This window comes from Actinomycetes bacterium, assembly GCA_036000965.1.
GTDB lineage: Bacteria > Actinomycetota > CALGFH01 > CALGFH01 > CALGFH01 > DASYUT01.
The window spans coordinates 1-14,870 of sequence record DASYUT010000117.1; the positions used below are offsets into that span (position 1 = coordinate 1).

The window sequence follows — 14,870 nt, forward strand, 5'->3', positions numbered from 1 at the left end:
ATTGAGGGTGTCCGTGATGCTCGGTGTGGTGTGACGGCAGCTGGCTGGGTAGTTGCCACGAGGACGAGTACCTGCGGCTGTCGGGGCTGGGTGCGGTGCTGGACGCCGGCGGTGTAGCCAGCTTGTCGACCGGGGTTCCAGGGCTGGCCAAGCCCGCACAGCTCATCACCCGGCCCGATTTGCGCAGCACTCCCACGCCGGCAAGGATAACGGCGATGTCGATCACGCGTTCTCCGCGAGCACCCCGCCAGCCCGACCACCCGCCTGGCCTGCCCGCCGTGCGGCACTGCCGGCGCGGCCACACCGTAGCGGTCGCGGGCGCCGCGCTGCTGGCCGTCCTCGCCGCGTCCTGCGGCGCTGACGACAGCCCGACGGCCACCTCCATCCCGTCCACCACGGTCGCGCCGGCCACCACCGCCGGGCAGATCCTCAGTGGCACGGGGTACCGCCTCAGCCTGCCCATCGGCTGGAGCGACCGGACCGCCGCCGCGCGCAACGCGGGCTTCAAGCCCGACCTTGTGGCCCGCAAGTCGGGGTCATATACCCATGTCGACGTGATTCTCGAGCGAAACCGGGGATGGACCCTGGTCGACTATGCGGCAGCGGGCCGCCAGGTGGCGGTGTCACAGTTGCAGGCCCGTCTGGGGCCGGTGCAGCAGCGCAGCATCGCCGGCGCCCCGGCCATCGGCTACGAGTTCACCTACTCCCAGGATGGCAGGCCCGTCCACAGCCGCCAGCTCAACTGCTTCAAGGGCGACAATGCCTACGTCATCACCTTCACCGCCTACCAGCAGGACTTCACCGCCGACCGCGCCGCGCTCGACCAGATCCTGGCGACCTGGGTGTGGACCTGAGCCTGCTGGGCTGGTAGGTCGGCTCCCGAGGAGCCTGGACCCACGTTGCGTCCGTGGGGTCTGCGCGGTGGGGCTTTCAGACCGGCACCCGCTGCAGCCACCGGGCCAGGCAGACCAGCGCGCCGGCGGCCCGGTAGACGTCCCGGGCCCGGTACAGCAGCCCCCGCCAGCGGCGCAACGCCCAGGCATTGGCCAAGTGGCCGATCGCCCGCTCCACCAGCGCGCGCAGCCCCGCCTGCAAGCGGTTGCACGCCCGCTGCCCGTCGCTGAGCCGATTCTTGGTGCGGCGGTCCCCGACCGGCGGCCTCCTCCAGGTACTGGGTGGTCAGCAGTACGGTAGTGCCCTCGGCGACCAGCTCGCGGATGACCGCCCAGATGCCCGTGCGGCTGCGCGGGTCGAGCCCGGTGGTGGGCTCATCGAGGAACAGGATCCGCGGGTACCCGATGAGGCTCACGGCCAGGTCCAGGCGGCGGCGCATGCCGCCCGAGTAGGTCTTCACGCGCCGGTCGGCGGCCTCGGTGAGGTCCACCCGCTCCAGCAGCCCTGCGGCACGGCGGCGCCGCTCCGCCACGCGCAGCCCCAGCAGGTTGCCGAACAGGTCCAGGTTCTCCCATCCGGTGAGATGCTCGTCCACGGTCGCGTCCTGGCCGGTCACCCCGACCAGCGTCCGCACCGCCATGGGCCGGCGGGTCACGTCGTAGCCGCCGACGGTCGCCTTCCCGGCGTCCGGCCGCAGCAGCGTCGCGAGGATCCGCACGGCGGTGGTCTTGCCGGAGCCGTTCGGGCCGAGCAGCCCGAGGATGCTCCCGGTGGGTGCCTCCAGGTCGATGCCGCGTAGCGCCCAAGTGGCGCCGAAGCGCTTGGTCAGCCCTTCGGCCTCGATTGCAAGGGTCATGATGCGACTACCTCCTGCCGATTCCGTTTCAGGTGGAGAGGATGCGCCGTGACGCTGCCACGGCCCCGACGGCACGCTGACACCGCTGCCACCGCGCTGACGTGCGAGCAGGGTCGAGGCAGAGCCCAGGATCGTGACCGGCCGCTACGCCGGCTACCTCGGCGGCGTGTTCGCGTTCCAACCAGCAGGGATATGAGAAGCTGACCGGCCAGCTCGGTAGTGTAGTCAACATGCCTTTCGTCGTTCCGCCCGCAACCGCAGCCTGGCAGCACCAGGACGCCCGCTCAGGCTTCGAGGTCGTGTACTTCCACCTCCTCGACGACGGCTGCTGCATCGAGGGGTGCACGACCGCCATCGAGGACGGCCAGACCTGGGCCGTCGACTACGCGATCCGGCTGGCCACGACCTGGACGACACGGAGCGCACGCATCTCCGGGCGGTCGGCCTCCGGGTCGCGTTCGACCGTGCTCGAGGCAGATGGCGCGGGGCACTGGCTGGTCGACGGCGAGGTCGCGCCTCACCTGGACGGCTGCCTCGACGTGGACCTGGAGTCTTCCGCCATGACCAACGCCCTGCCCGTGCACCGGATGGGTCTGCCGGTCGGCGGCCGAGCAGCTGCCCCTGCCGCGTACGTGCGTGCTCTCGACCTCGCCGTCGAACGGCTGGAGCAGACCTACGTGCGCATGACGGACGAGAACTCCCGCCAGCGCTACGACTACACCGCTCCCGCCTTCGAGTTCGCGTGCCGCCTGGTCTACGACGAGTCTGGTCTCGTCCTCGACTACCCCGGAATCGCCGTTCGCGCAGGCTGACCTCCGGCGCCGGCCGAGCACCGTGGTCACGGGCAGCCCGTCGGCTGAGGATCCTCCCAGACACCGCCCCCGGCTCTTGGAGCTCCCAACTCATCGGCTTTGCGGGTGGTGTCCCCTTCGACTATTGTTCTGTGGCATGGAGCCCGAGGCCCGGTTGCCGAACGGAGAGCACAGGAAGCAGCGGACCCGGCGTGCCCTGGAAGCGACCGCGCTGCGGCTGTTCGCCGAGCGCGGCTTCGACGCCGTCACCGTCGAGGAGATCGCCGACGTGGCCGGCGTGTCGCGGCGCACGTTCTTCCGCTACTTCGCCTCGAAGGAGGACATCCTGTTCTCCGACCACGCGAGGCACATGAGCCGGCTCGAAACCCTGCTTGACCAGCGGCCGACCGACGAGCCGGTGCTCGCCTCCGTCCGAGCGGCGCTCCTTGGGCTGGCCGAGCTCATGGAGGAGGAGCGGGAGCAGGTCCTGGCCCGGGGCCGGATCGTGCTCATGACCCTGTCGCTGTACGGGCGGGCACTGGAGCTGTACACCCTCTTCGAGGAGGCGATCGCCCAGGCGGTGGCGCTCCGCTGGCAGGCCGACAAGGTTCGGGACCTGCGCGTCAGGCTGCTGGCCGGGATCGCGGCGACGGTCCTGCGCGAGGCGTTGCTCCAGTGGGTGCTCGGCGGCGGCCCGCAACCGCTCCCCGCTCTGATTGACGAAGCGTTCGGGCTTGCGAGCGAGGGTCTGGCCAGGCTCGATCCCCAAGAGGCACCCTCCCCCCCAACGCCGCGGGGGAAGGGCCTCACGCTCGTGCCCGGCCCCCACACCGCCTGAGCGGACACGCCGGACAAGGGCACGATGACCGTGACCTGCGCCGTCCACCGACTCCCGAGCCGGTCGTCGCCCGCGCCGCCGAGGCCGTAGGATCCCCCGAGCCGGGGCGCGGCCGCCTCGGCCGTCCGCGGTCCCATGAGCATCCCCAGTCCCAGGAGGAGTCGAGCAGGATGAGGATTGTCCGCTTCGCCGTCCTCGGCGAGGCCAGGGTCGGCTACCTCGACGGGCAGACGATCGTGCCCGTGGCCGGCGGCGAGGGCCGGGCCGGGCTCGACGCGGTGCTCGACCTCGCCATGGCCGCCAACGCCGACCCCGAGCTTCGCCCGGACCCGGTGGGGGAGCCGGTCCCGCTGGGCGACGCCCGGCTGCTGGCGCCCGTGACCAGCCCGCCCAGCGTGCGCGACTTCTACGCGTTCGAGCAGCACGTGCGCACGGCGCGGGCCAGGCGGGGGCTCGAGATGCACCCGGACTGGTACGAGCTGCCGGTCTTCTACTTCTCCAACCCGCACGCGATCGTCGGCCCGGACGACCCGGTGGCCGCCCCGCCCCGGTCGGCCGAGCTCGACTACGAGCTGGAGGTCGCCTGCGTGCTCGGGGCCGGGGCGGACGCGGTCGCAGGCGAGGTCGGCCTGGACGACGCCGACCGGCTGGTGGCCGGCTTCATGGTGATGAACGACTGGTCGGCCCGGGACGTGCAGCGCCGCGAGATGCAGCTCTCCATGGGACCGGTCAAGGGCAAGGACTTCGCCACCTCCCTCGGACCGTGGCTGGTCACCACCGCCGAGTTCGCGCCCAGGGGCTTGCGCACCGTGCCCGGCGCGGCCATGACCGCCCGGGTCAACGGGGTCGAGTACTCCCGCGCCAGCCTCGACGGGCTGTGGTGGAGCTTCGCCGAGATGCTCGCCTACGCGGCCGAGGCGGCGCCGGTGCGTCGGGGTGACGTGCTCGGCTCGGGCACCTGCGGCACCGGCTGCATCCTCGAGCTGGCGCTCGTCCACGGCGGCGAGAAGTACCCCTACCTGCAGCCCGGCGACGAGGTCGAGCTGGAGGTGGACGGGCTCGGGGTGCTGGCCAACCGGGTGGTGGCCCCCACCGCCGCCCCGTTCAGCCCCGACCCTGAGCGCGTCCGGCCGAGGCTCGGCCCGTGACCGCCCCCGTGGAACCCGACCGGTGGGCCGCGCGCCTGCAGGCGGCCGCCGGCCGCATCCGCGCGCATGTCGCCGCCATGCCGCCCGGCGTCCTGACCAGCCCCGATCCAGAGACGGGGGAGCGCTGGGACCCCGGCCAGCTCCTCGCCCACGTGGTCGAGATGCTGCCCTACTGGGTCCGGGAGGCCGAGGTGGTGGCGGCCGCCGGGGACGGTGTCGCCTTCGGTCGGGTCAAGACCGACCCGGACCGGGTCGCCGCGATCGAGCGGGACCGCCGGGAGGACCCGTACCGGCTGCTCGGGCGGATGGACGAGGGCGTCGCCGGCGTGCTCGCGTTCGTCGACGGGCTGGACGGGGCGGCCCTGGCCCGGTCCGGCACCCACCAGACCAGGGGGCGGATGACCGTGGCGGACATCGTCGACCAGTTCGTCGTCGCCCACCTCGAAGAGCACGCCGACCAGATCGAGGGCGTCACCCCGCCCCAGGGCTGACCGCGGGTTGCGCGACAGCGGCCCAGGGGCGTACCTACAGAGCATGACCGTAGAACCAAGCCCCAGTCCGTACGTGATCGACGTCGCCGAGGACGACTTCGAGGACGAGGTCCTGCGCCGCTCGTTCGAGGTCCCGGTGGTGGTCGACTTCTGGGCGGCATGGTGCGCTCCGTGCCGCAGCCTCGGCCCGGTCCTCGAGCGGGCCGTTGCCGCCCGCGACGGCGAGGTGGTGCTCGCCCGGGTGGACGTGGACCAGGCCCAGCGGCTCGCCATGGCCTTCGGCGTGCAGGGCATCCCCGCCGTGAAGGCGTTCGTCGACGGCCAGCTGGTCGACGAGTTCGTCGGCGCCCAGCCTGCCGCGGTGGTCGAGCGCTTCATCGACGCGCTGTTGCCCAGCCCGGCCGACCGGGCCGCCGCCGAGGCGGCCGTGCTCGCCCCCGAGCAGGCCGCCGAGCGGTACCGGGAGGCGCTGGCCGCCGACCCCGACAACGTGCCCGCCCGGGTTGGCCTGGCCACCCTGGCCCTCGACCGCGGGGACGTGGCCGAGGCCCTCGAGCTGCTGGCCCCGGTCGAGCACGCGCTCGTGGCGGCCGAGGTGCTGGCCCGGGCCCGCCTGGCCCGCGAGGGGTCCGACGAGGCGTCGCCGTTCGCCGCCGCGGCCCGGATGGCGGGCGACGGCGTACCCGAGAAGGCCCTGGCCGACCTCCTGGCCGCCGTCCGCGAGGGCGGCGACCGCCAGGACCAGGCCCGGGAGCTGATGCTCGACGTGTTCCGCATGCTCGGCGACGACGACCCGCTGACCGTCCGGTACCGGCGCTCGCTCACCAACGCGCTGTTCTAGGCAGGCCACCAGAAGTCCTGCCCGTAGCCGGGGCCAGCGAACCAGGGCCTTCCCGCCCAAGTTACGGACAGGACTTCTGAGCAGGTGCTCAGGTACTGCCCGGCGGCCCTCGGGTCGAGGGGTGCGGCAGCTTCGCGAAACGCGCTTTGCCCGGCTTGCCGACCCTGGGTACGCTGCCTTCTTGAGTTGTCGGGCAGGATCGTGAGGAGGCGGGACGCCAGTGGCCAAGCAGGCCGTGCTCACCCCCCAGGGGGAGGACTTCCCCCAGTGGTACCAGGACGTCGTGGCTCGGGCCGAGCTGGCCGAGACGGGCCCGGTGCGGGGGACCATGGTCATCCGACCGTGGGGGTACGGGATCTGGGAGCTGATGCAGGCCGACATGGACCGCCGGATCAAGGCCACCGGCGTGCAGAACGCCTACTTCCCGCTGTTCATCCCGATGAGCTTCCTCGAAAAGGAGAAGGAGCACGTCGAGGGGTTCAAGCCCGAGCTGGCCGTGGTGACCCACGGAGGCGGCGAGCAGCTCGCCGAGCCGCTCGTGGTCCGGCCCACCTCCGAGACGGTCATCAACCACCTGTTCGCCAAGTGGATCCAGTCCCACCGCGACCTGCCGCTGCTCATCAACCAGTGGGCCAACGTGGTCCGCTGGGAGCTCCGCCCCCGCATCCTCCTGCGCACCACCGAGTTCCTCTGGCAGGAGGGGCACACCGCGCACGCCACCTACGAGGAGGCGCAGGCCGAGACCTTGCAGATGCTCGAGGTGTACCGCTCGTTCATGGAGGACACCCTGGCCGTCGCCGTGGCGGTGGGGGAGAAGTCGCCCAGGGAACGGTTTGCGGGCGCCGACCGCACCTACACCCTCGAGGGCCTGATGCGCGACGGCAAGGCGCTGCAGATGGGCACCAGCCACAACCTCGGCCACAACTTCGCCAGGTCCTTCGACATCCAGTACCTGTCCGCCGAGGGCCGGCGCGAGTACGTCGCCACCACCTCGTGGGGCTCGTCCACCCGCATGCTCGGCGCGGTCATCATGGCCCACGGCGACGACCACGGCCTGCGCCTGCCGCCGGCCATCGCGCCCCACCAGGTCGTGCTCGTCCCGCTGACCGAGGGCGAGGTCGCCCAGGCGGTGGAGAAGCTGGCGGCCGAGCTGGCCGCCGACGGGGTGCGCACCCACGTCGACACCCGCTTCCACCTCTCCTTCGGCCGCCGCTCGGTCGACTGGGAGCTCAAGGGCGTCCCGGTCCGCATCGAGCTGGGCCCCCGCGAGCTCGCGGCCGGCCAGGCCACCCTCGTGCGCCGGGACACCAGGACCAAGTCCTCGGTGGCCATCGACAGCGCCCCGAGGGCCGCCCGCGACCTGCTCGGCGAGCTGCAGCGCAGCCTGCACGCCGAGTCGCTGGCGTTCCGCACCGGGCACACCTGGCCGGTGACCGACCTGGCCGACTTCCGGCGCCGGGTCGTCGACGGCGGCTTCTACCTGGCTGCCTGGTGCGGCAAGGACGAGTGCGAGGAGGCACTCGGGGAGGGCACGGGCGCCTCGATCCGGGCCATCGTCGCCGAGGACCCGCCCGCCCCGACCTGCCTGGTCGACGGCGCTCCGGCCACCAGCGCCGTCCTCCTGGCCAAGGCGTACTGAGCAGCGGGGTTGCCTGCTTCTGCGGATTCGGTCGCTGTCGCGGCGCGCGGCTAAGCTTGGCGTTCAGCCAGACGCCGGAGATGGAGCTTCGGCGGCTTCTTGGAGGGTGGATGGAGCCTCAGGGGACCTCGGACCCAGAGCAGGGCCAGTCGCAGACGACCAGCCCGCTCGCCGGGGACGAGGATCATGACCGCCTGCGCGCGTACCACTACCTCACGACCCAGGACTGCGGGCTGTACGTGGAGATCATGCGGCTGTTCTGCGCGTCGCTGCTGGCCGACCTGTCGGCCAAGGAGGTGGCGGAGCGCCTGGCCGAGAAGCGCATCGAGGTCACCCTCGACGTCGCCGCGGAGAAGCTCGACTACCTGGAGGGCAAGGGGAACCTGCTGCCTAGCTCGCACACCATCAGGGTCGGCAGCATCGCCGAGTACCACCGCGCCCGCTCCCGCTACCAGGTGTCCAAGCTCGGCCGGCGGGTCCAGCGCCAGGTCGACGAGGTCCTGTCGGCCGCCGAAGGCGCCCGCGAGGTCAGCCGGGAGCTGCTTGCCGTGCTCACCCGTGAGCTCGGCGGTCTGGCCGCCAGGGTGGTGGAAGGGGACCTCACCGTCGACGAGGCGCAGGAGACGGTGACCACGCTGTTCCTGCAGTTCGAGGACTTCGCCAACTCGATCCGTGACTTCTACGCCTACGTGGGCCAGGTGCTGTCGCGCTACGACCTCGACGGGGCCGAGTATGCGGGCTTCAAGAACCTGCTGCTCGACTACGTCGAGTCGCTGCTCGACGAGGTCGCCCGCTACACGCCGCGGATCCAGGCGAGCCTCGACCGGCTCTGGCCCCGTCTGCCCCGCCTCCTCGCGCTGCTGGAGCAGGGCGCGAGCTGGCTGCGGGCACTCGAGGAGGCCGACCCGACCCGCGGCCGGATCGAGCGGAGCCGGGGCCGGAACCTGGACGACTGGGCGGCACTGCGGGCCTGGTTCGCGGGCGGCGAGCACGGGCCGAGCGAGGTGGAGCAGCTCAGGGCCGCGACGCGACAGGCGCTGCAGACGCTGTTCACCAACGCCAAGCGCCTGATCGGGGCTTCCCAGCGGGGCGTCTCCCGGCGCCGTGACCTGCTCCGGCTGGCGGCATGGTTCGACAGCGGCCACCCCGAGCAGGCCCACGACCTGTTCGTGGCGGCGTTCGGCCTCTACGGGGCGAGGCACCTCCTGGTCCCGGGCGACGAGGAGCGGCCGGTGCCCGCCTCGGAGAGCTGGTGGTCGGCGCCGGCAGCGGAGGTCCCGGTGAGCCTGCGCCAGCTCCGGGGCAGGGCCGCGCGCGGGGGCACCGCCGCGGTGCAGGATCACAGCCGGCAAAAGGAGCTGCTGCGCCGCCAGGCCGAGGCGGCGGCGCAGCGGCGGGTCGACGCGGTCGCCGAGCTGGACAGCGTCGGGGACCGGCTGGAGCGGGCCCGTCTCTCCGTCGCGGCCCTGCGCGTCCTGCTCGACCTGCTGGCCAGGGCGCTCGCCGCCGGCACCCCCGCGCTGGACGGTGCGCACGCCATCGACCTGGACCTCGGCATCGCGCTCGCCGTGACCCCCACACCCGGCCGGCGGGTGCTGATCCGCTCGAGTGACGGGGAGCTCTGCATCGACGGGGTCACGCTGACCGTCACGCGCCTCGGTGACGGCGAGCACCTCACCGCCGGCGAGTGGACTGCCTGATGGCCCGCGTCCAGGTCGACCACGACGCCGCCCTGCAGGCGGAGCGGCGCGACGCGGCCCGTCTGCTGCTCACCCACCCCCTGGTCACCGCCACGGGCGACCACGCCGAGACCTTCGAGCTGATCCGCCGGCATGCGGACTGGCTGGTGGCGCAGTTCGGCCAGATGTTCGGCTACCGCCTGGTGGTCCAGGCTGACTTCGCGCGGCTGTACAAGGCAGGGCTCGGCCCTGGCGCGGGGCACCGGCTGCTGCGCCCGGGCGGCGCACCGTTCACCCCCCGTACCTATGCCTACCTGGCGCTCACCGTCGCCGTGCTGGTCACCGCACCCGAGCAGATGCTGCTGTCGCAGGTCGTGACGGGCGTGCGCGCGGCCGCGGCCGAGGCGGGCCTGCGCGTCGACGAGCCGGACTCGGCCGCCGAGCGGCGTGCGCTCGCCGCCGCCCTGCGCCAGCTCGTCGCCTGGGAGGTGCTCAGCGAGACCGAGGGCTCGGTCGGCGCCTACGCCGACGACGCCGGTGCGGAGGCCCTGGTCACGGTCAACCGCGAGGTCGCGCGGCACCTGGTCGCCGGCCCGCTGGCGCAGGCGGCCGACGCGGACGACCTCGTCCGGCGGGCCGAGTCGTCCGGCCACGGCGGGGCGCGAGTCTCCGTGCGCCGCCGGCTGGCAGAAGCCCCCGTCACCTACCTCGACGACCTGACCGAGGCCGAGCGGGGCTGGCTCCGAGCCAACCAGCGCCGCGAGGCCAGGACCTTCTCGGAGCTGCTGGACCTGGTGGCGGAGGTCCGCGCGGAGGGAGTCGCCCTGCTCGACCGGCGCGACGAGCTGAGCGACACGCGGTTCCCCGACACCGGCACCGTCGCCCAGGCAGCCCTGCTCTTGCTGGACGAGCTGGTCGAGCGGCTGCGCCCGGCCGACGCCGGCACCCCCGCGGCCGGCGGCCGCCTGGTGATCGGCGTCCCCATCCCGGCCGGGCTGGTGGGCGAGATCCTCGCCGACCTCTGCGCCCGCCATGCCGGCCACTGGTCTGGCGCCTACCTCGAGGACCGGTCGCGGCTGCAGCGTGACGTGACCGACCTTCTGGCGCGCATGCGACTGGTCGCGCCGGCCGGGCGGACCCGCGCCGACCTCACCCGGGGCACCGACACCGCCGGGCCGACCCTGGCGACCGGGGTGCAGGAGAGCGACGGTCGCCGCGTCACCGACGTGCGGGACGCGCGGGGGCAGCAGACGGCGGCCGCAGGGCTCGTGCTCCTGGCGGCGGCCGCGCGCTACCGGTCGCAGGTGGTCATGCCCGACCGGTCGCAGGTGGTCATGCCCGACCGGTCGCGCCCGGTTCGGGAACAGGAGCGCTGATGCCGGCGCCACCGTCGCGGCCAGCCGCGCTGTCGACCTTCCCGCACCGCTTCAGGCTGCGCCGCGGCGGCATCCTCAACGTCTGGCAGTACGACGACCAGGTGTTCGAGTTCGGTGACGGGCGCCTGCTCCTGCGGGGCAAGAACGGCGCCGGCAAGACCCGGGCCATGGAGGTCCTGCTGCCGTTCCTGCTCGACGCCGACATCCGCGCCCTTGACACCACCGGGGCGCAGCGGACCAGCTTCCGCTGGCTGATGCTGGACGGCGTGGCCGACTCCAACCGCCTCGGCTACGTGTGGGTGGAGCTCGCCCGCGTGGACGAGGACGGCGTCGAGCACCTGCGCACCCTGGGCGCCGCCATCAAGGCGTCGAGGGCGTCGAACGAGGCGAAGCCCACCTACTTCGTGACCGACCGGCGCGTCGGCGAGGACCTGTCGCTGCTGGCCGGCCGGCTGCCACTGGCCCTGGACGGGCTCCGCGCGACCGTCGGCGAGCACAACTGCTTCACCAGTCCGGGCGAGTACCGCCGCCGCGTGATGGCCGAGCTGTTCGGGCTGGCCGACGAGCGGCGCTACCGCAACGTCATCCACCTGCTGCACCGGCTGCGCCGGCCGACCATCGGCGACCGTATCGAGGCCGGTGAGCTGGCTGCCGTGCTGAGCGAGGGGCTCCCGCCGCTGGACGAGGACGTGGTGGAGTCGGTCGCCCACAACCTCGACGACCTCGAGGGGATCCGGCGGGACCTTGCCCGGCTGGAGGTGACCGCCGGTGCGGTGGAGGAGTTCGTCGCCAGCTACCGCGGCTACGTCCACGGCCAGCTCCGCCACCTGGCCCAGGCGGTGCGCGAGGCACTCGAGGCCTGGGTGTCGGCCCGCAGGGACGAGCAGGCGAAGCACCGGGCATGGGCCGGGCAACTCGGCGACGTGGAGCGCACGGGCGTGGAGCTGGCCTCGCTCCGCTCGCAGCACCGGGCGGCCGAGGACGTCCTGCGGGCGCTGCGCGACTCCACCGCCTACCGCTCCCTGATGGAGCTGCGGGACCGGCGCAGGACCGTCGAGCACGCGCGCGGTGCGGCGGCGGCGGCCGCGCGCACCGCTGAGGTCAGTCGGCTGGCGGAGCGCCATGCCGCCGAGCGCGCGAGGAGCACCGCCGACCAGCTCGTGCAGGAGACCGCCATCGCACGCCAGCGGCACAGCGAGCTGGTCCGTGCCGCCGGCGAGGTCGGCGTGGATGCCACACACCTCGGCGGCCCGCCGGCAGCTCCGCGCCGGCAGTGGGGTGGCGGCAGCGCGGTGCTGCACGACCTCGAGGGTGGCAGGCACGAGGTGGCCCGGCCCGAGGCGGGCACCGTCGACGTGCCCGCCACCAGCGCGGGGCTCGCGCGGGTGGAGGAGGCGCTCCGCAGTTGCCTGCCGGTCGTCGGTGCCCGCAGGCGCGCCGTCGCCGAGCTGGAAGGCAAGGTGCAGCGGGCCGACGAGCTGGCCAGGGTGGCGCGTCGTGCCGAGGAGCGCGTCGCCGACCTCGAAGGGCGGCAGGAGCAGGCGCGCCAGCGGGAGGACGAGGCCGAGCAGGCCGCGGCCGAGGCGAGCGGCCGCTACGCCCGCGCGGTCCTCGGCTGGCTCTCGACACCCGTGCTGCTCGAGGCCCAGGTGGACACCGGCGCGGTCCGGGCGCTGGTGGCGGACGCGCTCCCGCCGACCGGGCCGGCCAGGCCCGGGCCCGCGGTCCTGCCGGCGGGCGTGCCCGACGAGGTCGCGACGCTGGTCGGCCGCCTCCTCGCCCGCCCCCAGCAGCAGGCCGAGGAAGACCTGCTCGCCGCTCGGGACGAGCTGCGGCGGGCCCGCCACGACCTGGAGGAGCTGCAGGCGGCCCGGCGCCGCGTCGAGGAGGAACGCGAGTACCCGCCGCCCAGGCCAGCGTGGTCGGCTGCCGAGCGGGACCCGTCCGCCGGCGCGCCCTTCCACCTGCTGGTCGACTTCGCCCCGCACCTGACCGTCGAGCAGCGCAGCGGGCTGGAGGCCGCGCTGGAGGCCAGCGGGGTGCTGGCCGGCTGGGTGGCCAGGGACGGCACCCTGCTCGACCCGGCAGCCCGCGACGTGGTCGTCGCCCCGACCGCGCCATGCGACGGTCCCACGCTCGCGGACCTCCTGGTGCCGGTAGCGGGCGAGACCGGTGGCGTCGGTGCCGGGCAGGTGCGGCGCCTGCTCGCCTGCATCGCCGCCACGCCCGACCCGGCGGCGGGGAGCGTGGCCACCACGGCGGGCGTCTGGCGGCTCGGGGTTGCGCGTGGCGCCCACGGCAAGGACGGGGCGGAGTACATCGGCGCGGCCGCGCGCGCGGCCGCGCGGACCCTCCGCCTGGCCGAGCTGGCCGAGCGGATCCAGCACGCCGAGCAGCGGGTGCTCGCTGCCGACCGGCGCGCCCGCCGGTCGCTCGAGCGCCGGGACGCGCTGGCCGCGGCCCGCGTGCCCCCCAGGGACACCGAGCTGCAGCGGGCCTGGGCGACGCTCGAGACCGAGCAGGGCAGCGCGCGGCGCGTCGCCCGGGAGCTGTCCGGGGCGCAGGAGGCGCAGCGAGCAGCACAGACCCGGGCGGCGGCGGAGCGGCAGGCCGTCCTGGCCGCCGCGGTCAGCGCCGACCTGCCGCCGGACAGGAAGGACCTCTCGGAGGTCGCCCACCTGGTCGACACGCTCCGGGCCGAGCTTGTCCGCCTCGCCGCCGAGGTCGGGCGGGTCGCCGCGAGACTGCCCGGGCACCAGGGCGAACAGCAGCAGCTCGACGGCGCCGCGGCCCAGCGCACCGGCGCCGAGGATGCCTTCGAGCAAGCCCGGGCCGCATGGGCGAGCCAGGCCCGGCAGCTCGCAGAGCTCGAGGCGTCCGTTGGTGTGGACGAGCCGACCCTGCTCGCCCGCGAGCGCGAGGCTGAGGCGGCGCGGCAGGCCGCCGAGAAGGCCCTGCCCGCTGTCGAGCGGGCGCAGCAGCGTTCCATGGCCCGGGCCGTCGGCGCATACAAGGACTGGCAGCAGGCCCAGCGGACACGGGCGGACGCCTGCCTGGTCGTCGCCGGCACGGCCGAGCGGCTGCGGCTGACCCTGCACCTGCCGGGCGTGCTGCTCGCCGCCAGGCTCCCGGACGGGCAGGCGGCCGAGCGGCTGCGCGAGGTCGAGCTGCCGGCGGCCGGGGGTTCCGCAGCGCCGCAGGTGCCCTCGGATCCCGGCGGTGCCCCGGCCGACCTCGAAGACGCGGCGCTGCATCGCGGGCCGCTCGCGTCCGACCCGGAGCGTGCCGCGCTGCAGGGCCTCCACCGTGCCGTCGGGGCACTGGCCGGTCAGCTCGGAGCGGTCTCGCGGGACGTGAGCGGGGCGGCGATCCTCAACCGCTACGAGGAGCTGCGGACCAGCCTCGCCGGCGGCTACGACGCTTCGGTGGACGAGGTCGACGGCATCAAGGTCTTCGGGCTGCACGACGACAGCGGGGCCCAGCCGGTCGCCGCGGTCGCCGCACGGCTGCGCGACGCCGCGACCACCGCGCGGGACACCCTCAGCCGGCGCGAGCAGGAGGTGTTCGAGCGTCACCTGCTCGGCGAGCTGGGTGACAACCTCGCCAAGCAGCTCCACGGAGCGCAGTCGTTCGAGCGGCAGATGAACCAGCTGCTCGACTCGGTCCGCAGCTCCCAGGGACTCGGTGTGCGTCTCGAGTGGCGGCTGCGGGACGATGCCGACGCGGACGCGCGCCGCGCCGTGGAGCTCATCCCCACCCCGGGCCAGCTCCGCTCCAACGAGCAGCGCATCGGCCTGCGCGAGGCGCTGCAGCGACGCATCGAGGCCGCCCGCCAGGCCGACCCGGGCGCCGGCTACGTGAAGCACCTCAGGGAGGCGCTCGACTACCGCGCCTGGCATGCCTTCACCATCAAGGTCGTGGACGCGTCCCGGCCGGGGAGCGACCGGACCCTCGGCCCGCGGATCGGCCTGTCCGAGGGGGAGAAGCGGGTGATCTCCTACCTGCCGCTGTTCGCCGCCGCGGCCGCGCACTTCAACGCGCTGGCGGAGCAGTGGCCGGCCGTGCCACGGCTGATCCTGCTCGACGACGCCTTTGCCAAGGTCGACGAGCCCACCCACGCGCGGCTGCTCGGGCTCCTGGTCGACCTCGACCTCGACTTCATCATCACCAGCGAACGGATGTGGGGGACCTTCGCCACCGTCCCCAGGCTGAGCATCTACGAATGCCTGCGCGAGCAGAACGCCCGGGGCGTCGCCACGGTCCACTTCGACTGGGATGGCCGGCGCCGGCGCCTGGTAAGTGTCTGAGAGCCCGGAG

The 14,870-nt window shown here is 73.9% G+C and carries 12 protein-coding genes; 10 read left to right on the forward strand and 2 right to left on the reverse strand.

Features of this window, described 5'->3' with window-relative positions:
• Positions 1-226: hypothetical protein (locus VG276_09545; GenBank protein ID HEV8649630.1), on the reverse strand; the 226-nt coding region annotated here is incomplete at its 3' end.
• Between VG276_09545 and VG276_09550 the strand changes: the two genes are divergently transcribed.
• Complete coding sequence (locus tag VG276_09550; protein HEV8649631.1) at positions 216-854, forward strand: DcrB-related protein; 639 nt, start codon at positions 216-218, stop codon at positions 852-854. The genes VG276_09545 and VG276_09550 overlap by 11 nt on opposite strands.
• On the opposite strand, the gene VG276_09555 is transcribed toward VG276_09550, so the two are convergent.
• A complete protein-coding gene (locus tag VG276_09555; GenBank protein ID HEV8649632.1) occupies positions 785-1,750 on the reverse strand; it encodes an ATP-binding cassette domain-containing protein in 966 nt (321 codons plus the stop codon). The genes VG276_09550 and VG276_09555 overlap by 70 nt on opposite strands.
• Positions 1,751-1,980: 230 nt before the next feature.
• On the opposite strand from VG276_09555, the gene VG276_09560 reads away from it, so the two are divergent.
• The 9 genes from VG276_09560 (at position 1,981) to VG276_09600 (ending at position 14,860) form a co-directional block, all read left to right on the forward strand.
• Positions 1,981-2,562: a putative glycolipid-binding domain-containing protein gene (locus VG276_09560; protein HEV8649633.1), complete on the forward strand. Its 582-nt coding sequence runs from the start codon at positions 1,981-1,983 to the stop codon at positions 2,560-2,562.
• Positions 2,563-2,716: 154 nt separating this feature from the next.
• Complete coding sequence (locus VG276_09565; GenBank protein ID HEV8649634.1) at positions 2,717-3,379, forward strand: TetR family transcriptional regulator; 663 nt, start codon at positions 2,717-2,719, stop codon at positions 3,377-3,379.
• Between the two features lie 170 nt (positions 3,380-3,549).
• Positions 3,550-4,527 carry a fumarylacetoacetate hydrolase family protein gene (locus VG276_09570; protein HEV8649635.1) on the forward strand — a complete coding sequence of 326 codons (978 nt, stop codon included), beginning with the start codon at positions 3,550-3,552 and terminating at the stop codon, positions 4,525-4,527.
• Entirely contained in the window at positions 4,524-5,018 is a 495-nt protein-coding gene (locus VG276_09575; GenBank protein ID HEV8649636.1) for a DinB family protein, read from the forward strand. Before VG276_09570 ends, VG276_09575 begins: the two co-directional genes overlap by 4 nt.
• 43 nt (positions 5,019-5,061) lie before the next feature.
• On the forward strand, positions 5,062-5,859 hold the full coding sequence (locus VG276_09580; protein HEV8649637.1) for a tetratricopeptide repeat protein: 798 nt from the start codon (positions 5,062-5,064) through the stop codon (positions 5,857-5,859).
• A 220-nt stretch (positions 5,860-6,079) separates the two neighbouring features.
• A complete protein-coding gene (gene proS, locus VG276_09585) occupies positions 6,080-7,498 on the forward strand; it encodes a proline--tRNA ligase (GenBank protein ID HEV8649638.1) in 1,419 nt (472 codons plus the stop codon).
• 110 nt (positions 7,499-7,608) lie between these two features.
• Positions 7,609-9,198: a TIGR02677 family protein gene (locus VG276_09590; protein HEV8649639.1), complete on the forward strand. Its 1,590-nt coding sequence runs from the start codon at positions 7,609-7,611 to the stop codon at positions 9,196-9,198.
• On the forward strand, positions 9,198-10,553 hold the full coding sequence (locus VG276_09595) for a TIGR02678 family protein (protein ID HEV8649640.1): 1,356 nt from the start codon (positions 9,198-9,200) through the stop codon (positions 10,551-10,553). The genes VG276_09590 and VG276_09595 overlap by 1 nt, the downstream gene beginning before the upstream one ends.
• The gene (locus VG276_09600; GenBank protein ID HEV8649641.1) at positions 10,553-14,860 is read left to right on the forward strand and encodes a TIGR02680 family protein; all 4,308 of its coding nucleotides are present in this window, start codon (positions 10,553-10,555) and stop codon (positions 14,858-14,860) included. The genes VG276_09595 and VG276_09600 overlap by 1 nt, the downstream gene beginning before the upstream one ends.
• Positions 14,861-14,870 lie beyond the last annotated feature (10 nt).

Excerpts from the sequence above, each read along its gene's own strand:
- VG276_09595 (HEV8649640.1), top strand. The coding sequence starts at position 9,198 with ATGGCCCGCGTCCAGGTCGACCACGACGCCGCCCTGCAGGCGGAGCGG.
- VG276_09550 (HEV8649631.1), top strand. The coding sequence starts at position 216 with ATGTCGATCACGCGTTCTCCGCGAGCACCCCGCCAGCCCGACCACCCG.
- VG276_09580 (HEV8649637.1), top strand. The coding sequence starts at position 5,062 with ATGACCGTAGAACCAAGCCCCAGTCCGTACGTGATCGACGTCGCCGAG.
- VG276_09590 (HEV8649639.1), top strand. The coding sequence starts at position 7,609 with ATGGAGCCTCAGGGGACCTCGGACCCAGAGCAGGGCCAGTCGCAGACG.
- VG276_09600 (HEV8649641.1), top strand. The coding sequence starts at position 10,553 with ATGCCGGCGCCACCGTCGCGGCCAGCCGCGCTGTCGACCTTCCCGCAC.
- VG276_09560 (HEV8649633.1), top strand. The coding sequence starts at position 1,981 with ATGCCTTTCGTCGTTCCGCCCGCAACCGCAGCCTGGCAGCACCAGGAC.
- VG276_09555 (HEV8649632.1), bottom strand. The coding sequence starts at position 1,750 with ATGACCCTTGCAATCGAGGCCGAAGGGCTGACCAAGCGCTTCGGCGCC.
- VG276_09570 (HEV8649635.1), top strand. The coding sequence starts at position 3,550 with ATGAGGATTGTCCGCTTCGCCGTCCTCGGCGAGGCCAGGGTCGGCTAC.